The organism is Bradyrhizobium sp. 186 (assembly GCF_023101685.1).
Taxonomy (GTDB): Bacteria; Pseudomonadota; Alphaproteobacteria; order Rhizobiales; family Xanthobacteraceae; genus Bradyrhizobium.
On record NZ_CP082164.1, the window covers coordinates 8,729,543 to 8,746,458 of the forward strand.

10 protein-coding genes and 2 pseudogenes are annotated in these 16,916 nt (G+C 58.8%); 5 read left to right on the forward strand and 7 right to left on the reverse strand.

Features of this window, described 5'->3' with window-relative positions; genetic code table 11:
* The first annotated feature begins 38 nt into the window (after positions 1-38).
* The 4 genes and pseudogenes from IVB18_RS41680 to IVB18_RS41695 all read left to right on the forward strand — a co-directional run bounded on the left by IVB18_RS41680 (position 39) and on the right by IVB18_RS41695 (position 6,112).
* Positions 39-1,148, forward strand: a complete 1,110-nt coding sequence (locus IVB18_RS41680; protein ID WP_247985975.1) for a DUF2817 domain-containing protein — start codon at positions 39-41, stop codon at positions 1,146-1,148.
* 875 nt (positions 1,149-2,023) lie between these two features.
* A pseudogene (locus IVB18_RS41685) lies at positions 2,024-3,125 on the forward strand (aldehyde dehydrogenase family protein); the annotation flags it as partial.
* 128 nt (positions 3,126-3,253) lie between these two features.
* Positions 3,254-4,602: pseudogene (locus IVB18_RS41690) on the forward strand (CoA-acylating methylmalonate-semialdehyde dehydrogenase); the annotation flags it as partial.
* A 163-nt stretch (positions 4,603-4,765) separates the two neighbouring features.
* A complete protein-coding gene (locus IVB18_RS41695) occupies positions 4,766-6,112 on the forward strand; it encodes an IS5 family transposase (protein ID WP_247985976.1) in 1,347 nt (448 codons plus the stop codon).
* Positions 6,113-6,305: 193 nt separating this feature from the next.
* Here the strand turns inward: IVB18_RS41695 and IVB18_RS41700 are convergent, their stop codons facing one another.
* The 3 genes from IVB18_RS41700 to IVB18_RS41710 all read right to left on the reverse strand — a co-directional run bounded on the left by IVB18_RS41700 (position 6,306) and on the right by IVB18_RS41710 (position 10,795).
* Positions 6,306-7,397, reverse strand: a complete 1,092-nt coding sequence (locus IVB18_RS41700) for an NADP-dependent oxidoreductase (RefSeq protein ID WP_247985977.1) — start codon at positions 7,395-7,397, stop codon at positions 6,306-6,308.
* Between the two features lie 743 nt (positions 7,398-8,140).
* Positions 8,141-8,926 (reverse strand): GntR family transcriptional regulator, encoded by a 786-nt coding sequence (locus tag IVB18_RS41705; RefSeq protein ID WP_346732588.1) that lies wholly within the window; start codon positions 8,924-8,926, stop codon positions 8,141-8,143.
* A gap of 144 nt (positions 8,927-9,070) precedes the next feature.
* On the reverse strand, positions 9,071-10,795 hold the full coding sequence (locus IVB18_RS41710) for a thiamine pyrophosphate-binding protein (RefSeq protein WP_247985979.1): 1,725 nt from the start codon (positions 10,793-10,795) through the stop codon (positions 9,071-9,073).
* 202 nt (positions 10,796-10,997) lie between these two features.
* Between IVB18_RS41710 and IVB18_RS41715 the strand changes: the two genes are divergently transcribed.
* A complete protein-coding gene (locus IVB18_RS41715; protein WP_247985980.1) occupies positions 10,998-11,756 on the forward strand; it encodes an SDR family oxidoreductase in 759 nt (252 codons plus the stop codon).
* Between the two features lie 43 nt (positions 11,757-11,799).
* Here the strand turns inward: IVB18_RS41715 and IVB18_RS41720 are convergent.
* The 4 genes from IVB18_RS41720 to IVB18_RS41735 all read right to left on the reverse strand — a co-directional run bounded on the left by IVB18_RS41720 (position 11,800) and on the right by IVB18_RS41735 (position 16,790).
* Positions 11,800-12,641 (reverse strand): IS5 family transposase gene (locus IVB18_RS41720; RefSeq protein ID WP_247801096.1). Its coding sequence is split into 2 segments (ribosomal slippage): positions 11,800-12,269 and positions 12,269-12,641, totalling 843 coding nucleotides; the frame shifts between segments, so codons are not numbered across the junction.
* A 924-nt stretch (positions 12,642-13,565) separates the two neighbouring features.
* Positions 13,566-14,252, reverse strand: coding sequence for an SDR family oxidoreductase (locus IVB18_RS41725; protein WP_247985981.1), 687 nt, complete (start codon positions 14,250-14,252; stop codon positions 13,566-13,568).
* 83 nt (positions 14,253-14,335) lie between these two features.
* Complete coding sequence (locus IVB18_RS41730) at positions 14,336-15,508, reverse strand: CmcJ/NvfI family oxidoreductase (RefSeq protein WP_247985982.1); 1,173 nt, start codon at positions 15,506-15,508, stop codon at positions 14,336-14,338.
* Between the two features lie 112 nt (positions 15,509-15,620).
* On the reverse strand, positions 15,621-16,790 hold the full coding sequence (locus IVB18_RS41735; protein WP_247985983.1) for a Xaa-Pro peptidase family protein: 1,170 nt from the start codon (positions 16,788-16,790) through the stop codon (positions 15,621-15,623).
* Positions 16,791-16,916: the final 126 nt, after the last annotated feature.

Consider the following 16,916-nt stretch of genomic DNA (forward strand, 5'->3'; position numbering starts at 1 on the left):
AGGACTACTTCACTTGTGCAGCCTTGACTGGAATCCGAATGAACGATGCCATTGTCGACGCAGCGAATAAGCACTTCGCATCGGATTTTTTCGAAGCACGTCAAAGATTCCGTGACTACGTTAGGAAGGCCGCAGTCGGCGAAGCCGCAATCTATCCGTCGCCAGCCCGTGGGCCTCGTGGAAGAGAACTCTCAACGGATGTTGCGTGGTTTGGCGACCGACGCGCCCCAAAGGTAGGAATTTTGGTGTCGGCAACACATGGCGTCGAAGGATATTGCGGGTCCGCGGCACAGATCGACTGGTTGGCTGAACGTGGTTACGAGAGGCTCAAATCTGATGAAGCGATGTTGCTGATCCATGCTCTCAATCCTTATGGGTTTGCCTGGGATCGGCGCGTCACGCAAGAAGGCTGCGACCTCAATCGCAATTTCGTCGATTTCACGGCGCCATTACCTCATAATGCCGCTTACGACCTGCTTGCTGATTGTCTTCTGCCATGTGAGCTCGATGGTCCACTTTTTGTTGCTGCCGAGGCAACAGTAGAGGAGTTCCGCAGAACACGCGGCGAGATTGCTTTGCGAAAGGCTCGGACTAGCGGGCAGTACCGACATCCCACCGGATTTTTTTTCGGCGGGTTTGCCCCTACCGTCGCACGGCAAACGCTCGAACGGATCGTATCGGATTACTGTTTGGAATCTCGTCTGCGTGTCTTGATTATCGACTATCACACGGGCCTCGGGCCTTACGGTTATGGTGAGCTGCAATGCGAGCAGGCGTCAGTTATGTCGGGGTATCAGCATGCACGTGGCATCTTCGGCCCTTCAGTCACATCGCCGGATCTTGGCACCTCATCGGCTGTTGTGCTCAATGGCACGCAGGATGACTACTGGCAGCGCCTCCTCGGTGATCGGCACGTCTACGTTTGCCTCGAGTTCGGAACCTACCCTCCGGAGGCAGTCAGATCTGCATTACGTGCTGACCATTGGCTATACAGATATCGTCAAGGCGACATTGAAACAGATCTTGGGTATAAAATTCGCCGACGCGTGCGACAGCGCTTCTATCCGGAAAGAACCGATTGGAAGGAAATGGTGCTATATCGCAGTCGTCAGGTTCAGCGACAGATGCTCGAAGGTTTACAAGTATAAGAACTCGGCTGCTCACAAAAACTCAGCGCGCTTCAGCAGGTAAAAAGCGGTGCACGGGATGCTGGCAGATCGGGAGCGAAGTAGCGCCCCCGGTGGCATCAGAAGTCTGGACTCGGTCAAGGGCGCTCCCACACGCACCCCGCTCGTAATCGCTTCATTGTCGCCTGGATGCTCGCACCAGCCTTAACAAACTTGCCTCGGCCCGTTCAGCCGCCGCGACCAGAACCCGACCAGCGCCTATTATGACCCCAAAGTGCCCAGCAGTGCCAGCTTATTCGCGTAGCCCAACGCGGAGCACGCGATGTGGTGATGACATCCAGTGAATGCCGATCGCGACTTTGCGCATTTTGCCCGTCAAATGGCTTCGCTTCGGCGCGCTTCTTGGTGCTGGTTCGCACCGTGCTGTCCTGTTAAATGCCTGAGCAGATGTTTCTGTACTGCTCGTCGACGAGCGCTGACTAAGTAGATTGATTTCAAAATCCAGAAACCGACGATACTAGGGGGTCCGCCCGCGTACCCCGAGCGTTGTGTTCCATGGCCTCAATGAACAGCAAGTTCGAAGTTTCTCGCGAGAAACCACATGAGGATAACAGTCGCTGCGAAGTCGCCGGCATTTTCGCATAAAATCTGCAAGTTATCCCAGGGAACGCCGCCAACCTTCCCGTGGAAATGAGTATGCGATGTCTGCTTGCACGATTTCACGACGTTTCGTGCAGGATGAGAGTTGCCAGTGAGTTCAGTACTTGCTGAGCTCCTATTCAGTGCCCTTCGGGGCGTTTCCTCCCTGACTCGGCCGCGCGGTATCTCGCGCGGCCTTTTTTCGCGATCGACGAAGACCTGATTGCTCGGATTTGGAAACCTCCAGGAGCAACGCGATGACCCCGACCGCCGCCGCACAAGCGACGCAAGGCTCGTCCATCCTGCGCTATCGTCTGAAGGACCCGTCACTTCTCCGGGAGGCCTGCTACATTGATGGCGCCTGGGTCGGCTCACCTCGCCTTTCGGTAAACAATCTGGCGACCGGCATCGAGCTCGCCAAAGTGCCGCAGCTCTCGGCCGACGGCTGCACGAGAGCCGTGGAGGCTGGTGAACGAGCGTTCCCTGCATGGGCTAAGCTCACAGCCAAGGAACGTTCCAACATCCTGCGCAAATGGTACCAATTGATCGTCGCCAATCGCGAGGATCTCGCGCTAATCCTGACCTCCGAGCAGGGCAAGCCGCTCTCCGAGGCGCTCGGCGAGGTCGATATCGGCGGCGCCTATGTCGAGTTCTATGCCAAAGAGGCGCGCCGCAGATGGCGAAACGATTCCCTCGCCGCGCCCGGATGCAAGGCTGCTTGCGATCAAGCAACCGATTGGCGTCTGCGGCGTCATCACGCCGTTGAACTTTCCCAACTCGATGATCACCCGCAAGGTCTCGCCGGCGCTCGCTGCAGGCTGCACCGTGGCACTGAAGCCAGCCAGTGAGACGCCGCTCTCGGCGCTTGCGCTCGCTGAGAAGGCCGGCGTGCCCAAGGGTGTCTTCAACGTCATCACCGGAAGTTCGCGGCCGATCGGCAAGGTTTGTGCGAGCATTCTGCCGTGCGCTTTGTCGGCTTCACCGGCTCGACCGAGGTCGGCAAGATCCTCTACGGTCAGGCCCCCGTCGGCGTGAAGAAACTCGGCCTCGAGCTCGGCGGTAACGCCCCTTTCGTGGTGTTCGACGACGCCGATATCGATGCAGCCGTCGAAGGCGCCATCGTCTCGAAATACCGCAATAAGGGCCAGGACCTGCGTCTGCGCCAACCGTCTCTACGCACAGGCGAGCATCTGTGAGGAATTCGTGCACAAGCTCTACACGAAGGTCGCGGCGATGAAGATCGGCGACGGCACCGAGCAAGGCGTCGTGCAGGGGCCACTGATCAACATGGAAGCGGTCGACAAGATCGAGCGGCATATCGCTGACGCGGTGAAGCGCGGCGCCAGGGTTGTGACCGGCCCGGACTCGCTGGTCTCGCAGGAGGAAACCCTCGGCCCGCCACAACGGAGCCGCGAATTCGGTCGTTGATGCGCAGTCTCATGCGCTCATTATGACATGCGATCAAGCATTTTACAGAGAGCAGTGTCGTGTCCGCGACCATTCTAAACTTTATCAATGGCGAAGCGGTGCAAAGCAGGAGCGGCAGGGCTTCGCCGGTGTTCAATCCTGCAACTGGCCAACAATCCGGGACGCTCGGCTTGGCTTCGGCGGAGGACGTGAGAGCTGCTGTAGCTACCGCCCGCGGCGCCTTCCCGGCCTGGGCCGCGACGCCTCCGCTCCGGCGAGCGCAGATTCTCAACCGCTTCTTGCGCATTCTGGAAGAGCGGATTGACGAACTCGCCAGTGCCATCACGGACGAACGCGCCGCAGCTTTTGAAGGGTGAGATCACGGAGAACGTCGGTACGCGCGTTGATAGCAATTCGCTGCGGCAAGCGTTAGGTGTCGTAGCCGGCATCACGTCATTCAATTTTCCGGCCATGGTGCCGATGTGGATGTTCCCCGTTGCGCTCGCCTGCGGCAATACCTTCATTCTCAAACCATCCGAGCGCGATCCGTCTGCTTCTCTTATCTTGGCGAAATGGCTCGAGGAAGCAGGCCTGCCCGCGGGGTCTTCAACGTCGTGCAGGGCGACAAGGAAGCAGTTGACGCGCTTCTCACACATCCTGATGTTGCGGCCGTGAGTTTCGTCGGCTCGACCCCGATTGCGCGCTACATCTACGAAACCGCGACCCGGCATGGCAAGCGTTGCCAGGCGCTCGGCGGCGCCAAGAACCATATAATCGTCATGCCGGACGCCGACATGGATCAGGCGGTGGAATGCCCTTATGGGTGCCGCCTATGGCTCAGCCGGCGAGCGCTGCATGGCGATTTCAGTGGCAGTTCCGATCGGCGAGACGACTGCCGAACGCCTGATCCAAAAACTGGCCCCGAAGGTGCGCGCGTTGAACATCGGTCCTGGCACCGATCCCGATGCCGAGATGGGGCCCTTGGTGACCAAACGGCATCTCGACAAAGTTCGTGCTTATATCGATGCGGGCGTTGCCGAAGGGGCGGAGCTCGTGGTCGATGGGCGCGACTTCAGGCGTCAAGGTTATGAAAATGGCTATTTCATCGGGGGCACACTTTTCGATCGCGTCACGACATGAAAATCTATCGGGAGAGATCTTCGGTCCGGTTCTAGCGATCGCACGCGCGAATTCATACAATTATGCAGCCGAAATGATCAACCGACACGAATTTGGCAACGGCACAGCGATATTCACCAGGGACAGCGACGCGGCCCGGGAATTCGCACATCAAATTCAAGTCGGCATGGTAGGCATCAATGTGCCAATTCCGGTGCCGATGGCATTTCATTCCTTCGGCGGCTGGAAGGCATCTTTGTTCGGCGACCACCACATGCATGGTCCAGAAGGCTTTCGATTCTATAGTCGTCCGTGAAGAGCGGCTAAGCGATTGAGCTGGAATCGCATTTGTCGTTGTGGACTGTTTTAGGATTGCAGGGTTTTGATGCTTCGGGCATCGGAACCTTGCAATTTCATTTTCAGGATTCCGTCGAATCGTCAGTCATGATTCCGTCGTTGCATCGGAGGTGGCGATGCGACCGAAGAAGCACAGGACGACGGGATCGGGCGATCTGTTCCGGGCCAGGCTGGACCAGATCATCAATATGAAGCACGAGCTGGTTCAGCTCGCCGGCAAGGTCGATTGGGACTGGATCGACGGCGAGATCGCGCCGCTCTATAGCGAGAACGGTCGGCCGGGCATCGCGACCCGCTTCATGATCGGGCTGCTGCTGCTCAAGCACATTTACGGCCTGTCCGATGAGGGGGTGTGCGTGCGCTGGGTCCACGACCCGTATTTCCAGTACTTCACCGGCGAAGAGTTCTTTCAGCACGCGTTCCCGCACGAGCGCTCGGACCTGAGCCACTGGCGCAAGCGGCTCGGCGACAAGCTGGAGCTGTTGCTCGCCGAGAGCTTGCGGGTGGCGCACGAGGCCGGCGCGTTACGCAGCCAAGACCTCAAGCGGGTCACGGTCGATACCACCGTGCAGCCGAAGGCGATCACCTTCCCGACCGACGCCAAGCTGCTGCACGCGGCGATCAAGGGGCTCAACCGCCTGGCGAGGAAGCACGGGGTCAAGCTGCGGCAGTCCTATCTTCGCATTGCCAAGACCGCGGCAATGATGGCGGGACGCTACGCCCATGCCAAGCAATTCAAGCGGCATCAGCGGCAGTTGCGCATCCTGCGCAGCCGGCTGGGCCGGATCATCCGCGATATCCGCCGCAAGATCGAAGGTCAGGCTGTGCTCGAGAACGCGTTCACCCTCTCGCTCAGCCGGGCCTCGCAGATCCGCGCGCAGCAGCAGCGCCAGCGCGGCTGGAAGCTCTATTCCTTCCACGCCCCGGAGGTGGAGTGCATCGGCAAGGGCAAAGCAGCCGCGCCTTACGAGTTCGGTGTCAAAGCCTCTATCGTCACCAACAACCGCCGGGCTCCCGGTGGCCTGTTCGTGCTGCACGCCAGGACGCTACCCGATAACCCGTACGACGGTCACACCTTGCGGGACGTCATCAATCGCACCGAGACACTCACCGGCTGCGCGATCGAGCGGGCCTATGTCGACAAGGGATACCGCGGCCACGACACACAAAATCCCCGTCGCGTCTTCATCTCTGGCCAGAAGCGCGGCGTCTTCGGTGTCATCAAGCGCGAGCTGCGCCGCCGCTCCGCCATCGAACCCATCATCGGACACCTGAAAGTCGATGGTCACCTCGGCCGCTGCTACCTCAAAGGCCGCGCCGGCGATGCGGCCAACGTCATCCTCTCCGCCGTCGGCTATAACTTCCGCCGCATCCTCGCTTGGCTCAGGAAGCTCTTGCGCTTCATCCTGATCGTCCTTTGGCGCGCCTTCGCAACCCCAGTCGCCCTCAATCCCGCTTGTTAACGGACGACTCTATACTAAGTCGAAGACAATCACGACAAGATGGCCCACGGGTATTCGGGCCGGAGCCGAATTCGTCATGCCGACGATGGGATGATGTTTTCGGACGGCCAACATTGCACTCCGGGCGCGCTCGAGCGCGCGCGGAGTGCAGCGAACCGCATACACCGCTGGCGTGCGGCAAGACTTGGCCGAATCAGGTTCGTATCCCGAATGGGCCTTGAGAGGTCTTTTGAGGCGCACGCACCCCAAGTGTGGGATCGGGGCTCACCTGCACCAGCATCTTGCCGAAACTGTCGCCGCGCAGCATTTCGGCGAAAGCGGCTGGGATCACCTTCAATCCCTGGCGGATGTCCTCGCGGTACTTGATCTTACCCGCATTCACCAGCGGCGCGACATAGGCCAACATCTCGTCGTGCTGTTCCGCGAACTCGCTGACCGAGAGGTTCCTCACCCTCACGTCCCGCTCCTTGAAGATCGGCTCGCCCAGTTTCATCAGCGCTGCGCGCCTGTCGACGCCTCCGTCCTTATCGCCATAGTGCGCGATGAGGCCGCAGATGGTCATCCGCGCGGCCTGATTGAACAGCGGAAGCACCGCCTCGAACACCTTGGCCCCGACATTCTCGAAGTAAACGTCAACGCCCGCTTGGCAAACCGCGGCGAGATCCGCTGGCAGAGTGGGCGAAAGGTGGGAAACGCAGGCGTCGAAGCCCAATTCCTCGGTCACGAACTTGCATTTGGCATCACGGCCAGCGATCCCGACGACGCGCGCGCCCCGCTGCTTGGCGAGCTGCCCGGCGATCTGGCCGACCCCGCCTGAAGCCGCCGAAACCACCACCGTCTCGCCTGGCTTAGGCGAGGCCATCAGGTCCATGCCGGCGTAGGCCGTTAGCCCCAGAATGCCAAGCACGCCGACGGACTGCGAGATACGCCCCAGCGACGGATCGAGCTTGCGCGGGACCATGTAGTCCGGCCGCCAGACACCCTCGCCCATTAGCGCGTATTCGCTCCAGCCGTTGGTGTTGAAGACGAAGTCGCCGGCGGCAAATCCGTTCATTCGGCTCTCGATGACCTGAGAGACGGTGCGCGCATGGCAGGGCGCGCCGGCCGGACCCGTGCGATCCCGCTGGTAGTACACTTGATAAGGATCGAGAGACACATAGATGGTCCGGGTCAACGCCTGCCCCAATGCGGGCACTGGGACTGGGCCTTGCATGAGAACGAACGTGTTCTCTTGTGGCCACCCCACCACCGGCTGCTCTGACAAGGTCCAGTATCGATTTCTCATGACTCCTCACTCCTTCTCGGTACCGCCCCGGTGTGTTGAGCTTCACGCATTCAGCCAGCTCCGTCGAATTCACCCAGCGGAGCAGGGCGGGCTTCTCTGTCTCGCAGGAGTCGGTTCACAAGCAGAAAGCTCTGACTCAACTCCTTACCTTAGCGATCAGGCCTTCGGACCAATCAACCAGGCCTTGCGTGCCAATCGAGGAAATTCCAAAACAGAACACCTGACGTCATCATAACGAGACTTGATGTTAATTTCGGCGGTATTCAATGGCGGCGCGCGTTTTTCCCGCGCAAACCACTTCCGCATCCACTAAGTTGTTCGCGGACGTCTTTGTGAGGCATCGAGCGAGACTCGCGAGATCTTTGCTAGAAGCGATGCTATTTGGGGATTAGACGTGTACGTGTGACCGGTCCTGCATCCGTTACCAACCTCGCCCAACGATCAGCAGCTGCTCGGTGAGCAGATGCCTTGGTCACCGCGTGGGAGGTAAAGAGGCGCAAAAAGAGTAGACATGAATTGCACGCAGGAATTGCTGTTGCACATCATGAGCTTCCCTGACGAAACACCGTCACTCAAGGAAGCTCTTTCGGTCTTCGGAAACATGCGTTGGAAAACGAGAACGATGCGGTGCAATGGGCGCGCAGCGGCATCCGGATCGACTCTCGGCATTCGTTGACGCGTTGTTTGTTCAGGTCCCGAAAAAAAGTGCCTTCGAATAGCGGCCCAGTTGATAGAGCTGGCCGTCAGTTTGCGCTGACGGCTGAGGTCGAACTCCGCTTTTTGTTCTTGTCTTCAGCGGGCTGATTCAGCCTGACGACGGCCTTCTCGAGGTACCTGCTGGCCCAGAGTATGTCGTTGGCGAGAGCAAGGCGCGCCCCTGCGCCGTCTCTTGCCGCCAGGCTCGCCAAGATCGATCGGTGAGGATGATCCTTCGCCGTTGCGGATTCACTGAAATCGTTGAGCGTGAGAAGCGGGCCCATCTGAACCCACAGGCTTTCGATCAGTCCGCAAACCACAGGCAAATCTGATGATCTGTAGATCCTAAAATGAAATTCTTCGTTGATTGAGAGCACTTTCTGCACATCGCGCTGCCGTCTTGCGAGCATCAGCTGCTCGTGCATCTTCTCCAACGCGAAGACATCGCCCGATGAGACGTTGTTCGCCGCAGCTTCCGCGGCGCGGCCTTCCAACTCAATTCGAATGTCGCGAATTTCCCTGAACCGGGCCACACTCAACACAGGAACCATCATGGTGCGCGACTGATGTGGAACAAGGCCGTGCTCGGACGCCAAGCGGAGAAGCGCCTCCCTGACAGGCGTGACACTAACTCCAAGTTCCTCGGCCAACGGCTTTAGAAGAAGCCGCTGACCCGGCCGGAGCCGACCGGCCATCAGAGCTTTCCGAAGCATCAAATATGCTCTCGCGTGTAAGTTGTCGCGCCCCACGTGCAGCCGATCGATGTCGGTTGGCATGAGGAAGGTGGATGAGGAAGCAGAGGATTCTGCGTCTCGAGATCCTGCCTTTCTCATTTTACAATCGTTCCTGTTTCGGCGCCCCCGACAGGGGTGGACCTGCTCCTGTGGGCACGACCGTGTACCACGGCGGCGGTGAGCTACAAAAGCTTAAAGCCGCTCGGGCCCCCTTAACATGTGTCTGAACGGTGCCGGGCCGGCCTAGCCTCCGGACGGCGGGGTCCAGGGCAACGGAGCCAGCGCCTCAAACTCTGTCACCACGTCAATAACTGCGGGCTTACCGGATCGGCGCGCGGCGTCAAACGCCTTCGGTAAGTCACCGGGCTTCTCAACGCGCACACCGAAGCAATCGAAATCGCGCGCGATTTGCGCAAAATCCGTGTCTCGATAGGCAAAGATCTCCTCTTTGTTGCCTTTCCTTCCTTCGTAGGCGATGTCGATGTTTCTCCGACCCTGTCCAAGGCAATGATTGTTGTTCACGATCGTGATCACGTTAAGGCCATAGCGCCTAGCCGTTTCCAGCTCGGGAAGATGATACATAAAGCCACCGTCGCCGGTTAAGCAGACGACGGGGCGATCTGGCATTGCGCACTGGACGCCGAGCGAAGCAGGGAAGGCCCAGCCCAACGAGCCGGCGGCTCGCAGGTATCCCTGAGCCGGATCGGTGAGATAGACCAGCGTCCCACTCCAGTGCGATGCGTATCCGGTATCGGCCACCAGCATTGCGTTCTTCGGAAGCCATTCCGAGATCTCCCGGCACAGACGCTCCGGCCTGGTCGGCGTCGCCTCAGACGATCGCGCGATCTCCGCTTCAGCGCGCCATTCGGCGACGTAGTCAGCAACCTTACGCTGCCAACCTGGCCGTGCACGGGACGGCAGTTCTAAACCAAGGCGCTCGAGAGCCGCTTTCGGGTCACCGTGTACACCGATCGCTTCGGGGAAGTTGCGACCAAGCTCCGCCGGATCGATGTCGATCTGTACAATTTGCGTCTCGGGCCTCGGCAGCTTCCAGTGGTTCGTGATCATGTCGCCGGTATCGCTGCCGACGAACATGACAAGATCCGCATCATACAGGAGCCTGTTTGCACAGGTCCGCGAGTAGGTCCCGGCCACTCCTCCATTTTGCGGATGAAACTCCGGAAGAGCGTGCTTCGCGTCAAGGGACATCACGACTGGAATTCCGTGATGTTCGACGAACGCCTTCAGGGCTCCTTCGGCTCCCGACATCATTAAGCCGGCGCCTGCAAGAATCACGGGTCGCTCCGAAGCCGCGATCGCGGCCGCAGCACGGCTGACCAATTCCGCATCCGGAGAGGGACGGAAAGCCGGCACTTTTGCGAAGGTCTCTTCGGGAAAGATGGCAGCCGTGAATTCGGCGGCGCCAACGATGTCGCCCGTATAACCGGTGATGTCGAGATGGACGGGGCGGGATACGCCGGTTGTCGCCTCTCTAAATGCTTGACGCAGCAGATGGGGCAATTGCGCCACCTCGTCCACTCGACCTCTGAACTTCGTGACGGACGCGTAAAGCGGCTCGTGTGGGAGTTCTTGATACGCGTTTCGGTACTGGTAGGTGGCTGCGTGGCGACCGGTCAACGCGACAACGGGCGAGTAGGCAAACCAGGACTCCTGGAGAGCCGCCGCTAGGTTGGCTGCGCCGACGGACTGCGCCATGCAGACGGCCGGGCGACGCAATGCGCGTGCATAGCCGTCAGCCATATACGCGATTCCCTTTTCGGAGTGCCCGAGGATCCGCTTGATGCCGAGGTCTTCCATCTCGGTGAGCGCCCGCCGCAGAACGGCATCCATGAAGAAGACGTGTGAGATACCCTTGGCCTTGATGGTTTCGGCAATGAAGCGCCCGCCGGTCATGCGGCGGACTGGAGTGAGCGCGGGATTAGGCGAACGCAACGTTGTATTGTCCATTTCTACCCTGTCGGTTTGTCGAACTAGGCGTGAAAAAAGGCTCACGAGCCGCACCCATCTGTCCACGACAGCTGTCGCGATAGGCATCTCGCGTGGTAACTTTTTATATGATATAAAAAGTCCCGTCAACGCGAGTTCATCCCAGGCCAGCCTCCCGGCGCGCCCAACGGGCTCGTGTGAGAGAAAGCAATAAGGAGAGACCATGATCCGCTACGAACTGTCGGGAAAAAGAGCGCTCGTCACCGGTGCAGCGTCAGGCATCGGCTTGGCGACTTTGAAGCGGCTGGCTCAAGCAGGCTGCACCGTTGCGCTGAATCATCTTCCCGACGATCCAAGGGGGCCTGAGGAGGTGAGCAAGCTCCGCGCGGACGGTTACGACGTATTCGGCGTCGCTGGGGCCATAGGTGATGGGAAAGAGGCAGAACTCGTAAACGTTGCAGTTGATAAGATGGGCGGGCTCGACCTTCTCGTTAACAATGCCGGCACGCCGGGAGCACGAAAATCCATTTCGTCTTCCGAGCTCGACATCATCACTGACGAGCTGTGGTCGGCTGTGTTGGACACGAACCTCATCGGGCTTTTCCGATGCACGCGCGCCGCCGCTCCGTCCTTGAGACAATCGAAAGGCGCGGTTGTAAGCTTGGCCTCAGTGTCAGCATTGACGTCGAGAGGATCTAGTTTGGCCTATGCGGCAAGCAAGGCCGGTATTATTGCGATCACGCGCCATCTTGCTCAAGGTCTCGCGCCAGAGATCCGGATTAACGCGGTGGCGCCGGGCGCGGTTGATAGCACCTGGCAGATCGAGTGGACGGAGGCGCAAAGGCAAAGCTCCATCGAACGAACTCCCCTGCGGCGCAGATGCGTTCCCGAGGATATTGCCGAAACGATCGTCTATCTGGGCTTTGCAGCGCCCATGATCACAGGACAGACTATCGTCATAGATGGCGGTCTGACGCTTTAGCCACGGCTCAATTCGACCCTGACATCTAAGAGTCTGTCCGGGATCATGCTGTTTTTTGGCAGAGCTTTCGCAGCATGAGGCGGATTGAGGCGAGGCGCAAGAACGCCAATGCCTTTCGGTTGAGGCACTCCCAATCCTTGGCCAAACGGCGGCAGCGGTTGAGCCAGGCGATGGTGCGTTCGACGATCCATCGCTTGGGCAAGATCGCAAAACTCTTTGCTGTATCGGAGCGCTTGACTATCTCGACGTCGATTTGCCGGAGGATTTTGCGAACGGCGGACTGAAAGATCGGCCCCTGATAGCCGCCGTCAGCATAGAGCTTCAGCAGGAATGGATGCAGGCCAAACAGCGTGGCCATCACCAGCACCCCACCGTCACGATCCTGGATGTCCGCCGAATGCACGAGGGCGTGGAGCAGCAAGCCTTGAGTATCGACTAGGATGTGGCGCTTCTTGCCCTTGATCTTCTTGCCCGCATCGTAGCCATGCGGGTCGATCCACGCCCCCCTTTTTCCGCGCTCTTGACGCTTTGACTGTCGATGATGGCGGCGCTCGGGCTGGGTTCTCGGTTAGCCAATTCTCGACATTGTACATAGAGCGCGTGATGGATGCGATCGAGCGTGCCGTTCCAAGCCCACAAGTCAAAATAGTCGTGCACCGTGCTGCGTGGCGGCAGGTCCTTCGGGATCGCTCGCCATTGGCAACCGGTGCTCAGCACATACATCAGGCCATTGATCACCTCGCGCACATCGACCGTGCGCTTGTTGCCGCCTCGCTTGGCTGGCGCAATCAGCGGCTCCACCAACGCCCATTCCTCATCAGTCAAATCGCTTGGATAGCGTAGCCGGCTTCGGTCGTAACGACCGCGGTTCTCCTTCGTCCACATGGGCGCCCCTTCGAATCGGACCGCCACCCTTGAATCACAAATGATTCCGATGATTCAAGATGTTCCCGGACAGACACTAAGGGGTTCGAAAGCATAGATTTATCTAGATCGCGTTCGAATTCCCCGGGCTGCAAGAGCGGCCAAAAGCTGGCTCGTGGCACTCGCGATTACAAAGCCCTCGGACAAGCCGCACGAGATCGGGACAAAGCCGCGCCAAGCGCGACTTTGTCGTTCCGCAATCGAGCTTTGTTCTGAAGGAGACCTCATCTAACGCTTGCCCACGACATAGCTAGCCAATGTTCGGCTGATGAAGCAGCGAGGACCGTCTCAACCAGATCCGCACCAATAAGGGCGCGCTCCAGGCACTTTTCGACAGGCGGCCTGGCGCCGGGCCAAATCATCTTCAGCAAGTTATCGTCGCGTCCCGCCAAAATGACGGCTCGATGAATGGCCGCACCATCTCCTGGGTCTGAAGCGCCAGCTTTGGGAAAGCCTTTTTACGCATCTCTGTGTAGCCCGTAGGCGGATACGCGCCCCGCCGGAAGTGAGATCGTCGCAGGCCGTCGTCCCTGGGACAAGGCCGCAACCGATGCCGTTAGTCTCCGCCGGTTGACCGCACCTGCGATCCGCGTCCGCGCCTAGGTTTTGCCAGATCACGGTCGCAGCGCCGCTGTCCGGGGCAGATATCGGCGGCTCAAGCTCGAGCTTATCAAGCTGCAAAAGAATCCCGGACCGCTCGGCGGACGACCCGCCATTTAGTCCGAATGGAGGACTGATTGTCGACAACGTCCTGTGGTGCAGGAGAGAATGCGTCGGCACGATCTCGTTTCTGAGGGCGTGCGCGGCTGGCGATCCCGACCGCCCATACCTGGGCGGCCATGCAAGTTGGGTTGGGCACCGATGGTTTGGCCTGAAGTAAAACGTTCACCAGCGAATCTTCACGCCGCGGTAATCCTGAAAAATGCCGCTGGTCGCTGGCGTGAGCTCCGCGATCCGGGCGATAAGGCCGCGCGCACACTCGTCGGCAGATATGAAAGCAACCTGCCCCTTCACCATTTCTGTTTGCACATAACCAGGATTCAATAAGGCCACCAGGATCCCCTCGTGAGCCCATGCGCGCGATAAGCCACGCATGCCATTGTTGAGGGCCGCCTTCGAGGCCCGATAAGCATACTTGGCGCCGCCGGCGCTGCTGGTCGAGCCCATAATGCTGGTGATTGCCACCAGCTTTTTCTGGGTGCTGCTTCTCAAATTGTCGTGCATGGCCTGCGCGATGAGCATAGGTGCCAGGGCATTGACGCGCATGGTGGTCATATAGCCCTCGGCCTCGATCCGGTCTTCCGATAGGCCGCTGATTCCGGCGTTGTTGATGAGAATATCGATTGGTTGATCGCCGAGGGTACGCTTAAGGGAGGCCATCGAGGACTCGTCGGCTACGTCGAGTGTGATGATCCGCACGCGACCGCTGGATGACGCGGCGAGTTCTTCGAGGTCGTCGGCCTTCGCTGGATCGCGGCAGCACGCAAAAACATTAGCACCTTGGCTTGCGTATTGCCGCGCAAGCGCAAGGCCAATACCTCGATTCGCGCCCGTGATCAGAACTGTGCTCATCGAAAGAACGTCTCCCCTCCACCTGGACCGCCGCAAGTTCCCCTATGAACTCGCGCAGTGATTATCGACAACAACAACGGCCCTCAGTCGTAGTAAACGAAGAAGCGAGCCTCGACACTCTTGCGGGGTTTCGCATTTGGGTAAGCGCGACGATTGTCGAACGCAGCATGAGCCGACCGCGGATTGTGATCGTCTTCGGAATCATATCCCTTAAAGAGAGCGAACTCATCCAAGGTCATCTCGGGGAAGTAATACCAGCGGTGAACTGGACTGTAGTGAACAAGCCACGTCTTATGCTTGACGTCATAGTTCTCGTAAACCGTATCGACAAGGTCGGTATCCACGACCGAGTTGCCATCGCAGAACGCCAGGGGAAAATCCTGCGGAGGCTCCGAGAGAGCATGCCAGGCTTGAATGATCATTAGTCGAGAATAGGCCCGGATCGGAATGCCTTGGAGTTGGTCTTCCTGCGCGGCCATCACCGGGCCGGCGATCGGCGCATAATCGATATGAGCAAAGCTGGCCACATACGGCCTGACTAGACCGGTCCCCTTTTCTGCTGGCGGAACAGAGCTCCCGCCAACAGAGCGGATGATAACGGCGTCTCGTTTGGGTACGACCCACGACGCTTTGAAATAGTCCTTGATGAACGGGACCATTTCTTCGAGATACCTGTCGCGCATGACCTCCGGATCACGTTCGCTCGCACAGGAGATCTTGTGCTGGACGAGGGTGAACCCTTCTCTGTCGAGAGAGAGTTCGTCCACGATCGGACGCGCGTCCCGTATGGTGACGTCATAGCTCACCAAGGGCCCATCGGACCCCCGCACCACAATTGCTGGAGCCTTTTCGCTCGGCGAGCGTCGAGCAAAGGCGATTTGACCTTGCACCGATTTCAACTGATCACGGTTGATGTGCGCCGTCGAAGAACCTTGCATCTCCGCTCCCATTTCTGTTTTTCTCCGCTCCAGAGGCACAAATCTTAACGCGGGTTTAAGCCGGATAGCTGCGAAAACTGGGCCGACGTTGTGGAAATTCTGCAGGATGCAAGTGAGCGCGCGGTTATTGTCTTCCCCCGGCTCGAAGCCGCCCTGGTTGGTCCTAACGGCGGAAGAGCGCGGCGGGTCGATATTCGAGACGACCAGCTTGAGCGCGCGAAAACCACATCGCAACAGAGTCCGCGACCATCCCGACGGGACAAGGGGATCGTTAGCGGATTTCGTGAGTGCCCTGAGCCGGATCAGAGCGGCGGCCACAAACGGAAACTATGAGGCCCACGCATCAGCAGTCAGCAACGTCCACAAGGACGTTGCCAAGGTAAAGGGCCTGCCCGCAGCGGGCTCGTGATCGGAAGTTCCCGCCGCCGAGTTAGATCTGGAAAATCTTGCGTGGCACACGGGTCAATACGTCCGCACCGGATTCTGTGACCCGGAAGGTTTCGCTGATGACATAACCGAAATCTTCGTCGATCCAGTTGCCCAGCATGAGATGGAACGTCATGTTTGGCTTTAGCACGGTCATGTCGCCTTCCTTGAGGCTCGTAACGGCCTCGTTCCAATCAATGCCGATGCCATACCCACAACGGGACTCTTTCTGAAAACCCAGCTTGCCGATCGTACGATTGAATGCCTGAGCAACATCGTGGCATGTTGCTCCCGGGCGGACCTTGTCCAACGCGGCTTCCAAACCAGCTACTTCCGCGTCATGGAGTCGGCACAAGCGGTCGGAGGGCTTGCCAATCGAAAACGTTCGCATGACTGCCGCAGTATAGGTGTGCCGCACGCCTCCCAGTTCCAGGTTGATCTGCGAGCCTTGGCGAAAGATGTCGTCGCTCCAGGTGATATGGCAAGTACCCGTACGCGGCGAGGAGCACATGAAGATATTTGCAATCCCCGTTCCGTGCTTGCCATTTGCTCCGCGGGCTAACGTCGAAAGAATCTCGGCGACGGCGTCAGCCTCATGCACTCCTGGGCGTATGACATCGGCAGCCCGCATCATACCCGCATCGGCAATCGCGGCGGCCTCTTTCATGAGAGCTATTTCAAGATCGGACTTGATGACGCGAATCCATGTGACGACGTGCGTACAATCCACGAATCTGGCAGCCGGCAGTCGCTTCTTGAAGTTTTCCGCCGCTCGCGCTGGAAGCTGCCCCATTTCGAGTCCGACCCCGCGGTTCACAAGGTTGGCTTCCTGAAGAAAATCGATGACGGCGTCGTAACCGTCCTTCTCGGGGTTGCCCACGAGCGATTCGGGATATCCAATGATCTTGTTCCGCTCCAGAAATGTCAGATGCATGCCTGCTGGCACATCCATAAGACGCAGGATGAGGATTGGCTCCTCTTCGTGGGCCGAGATCACAAGGCCTTGCGGGACATAGGCCGATCGCGCGGTGTAGCCGGTCAGGTAATTGATGCTTCGATCGAAGGTGACGACGAGGGCTTCGACCTCCCGCTTGACCATTTCTGCTTTTACTGCGGCAAGCCTTCGCAAGTACTCCGCGCGCGGAAACACCTGAGGTCCTTTGCTGATGGACATTATCTTAGCTCCTTGGTTTCTTGGCTGTCTGAAGTCTTTTCAGGAGATCGCGAATTTTGGCAAGCCTTGAACGATCGCCGCGCCACTTCATCTGGGAAGCAGATTTCTCGATTCCGTCTCCAGCGC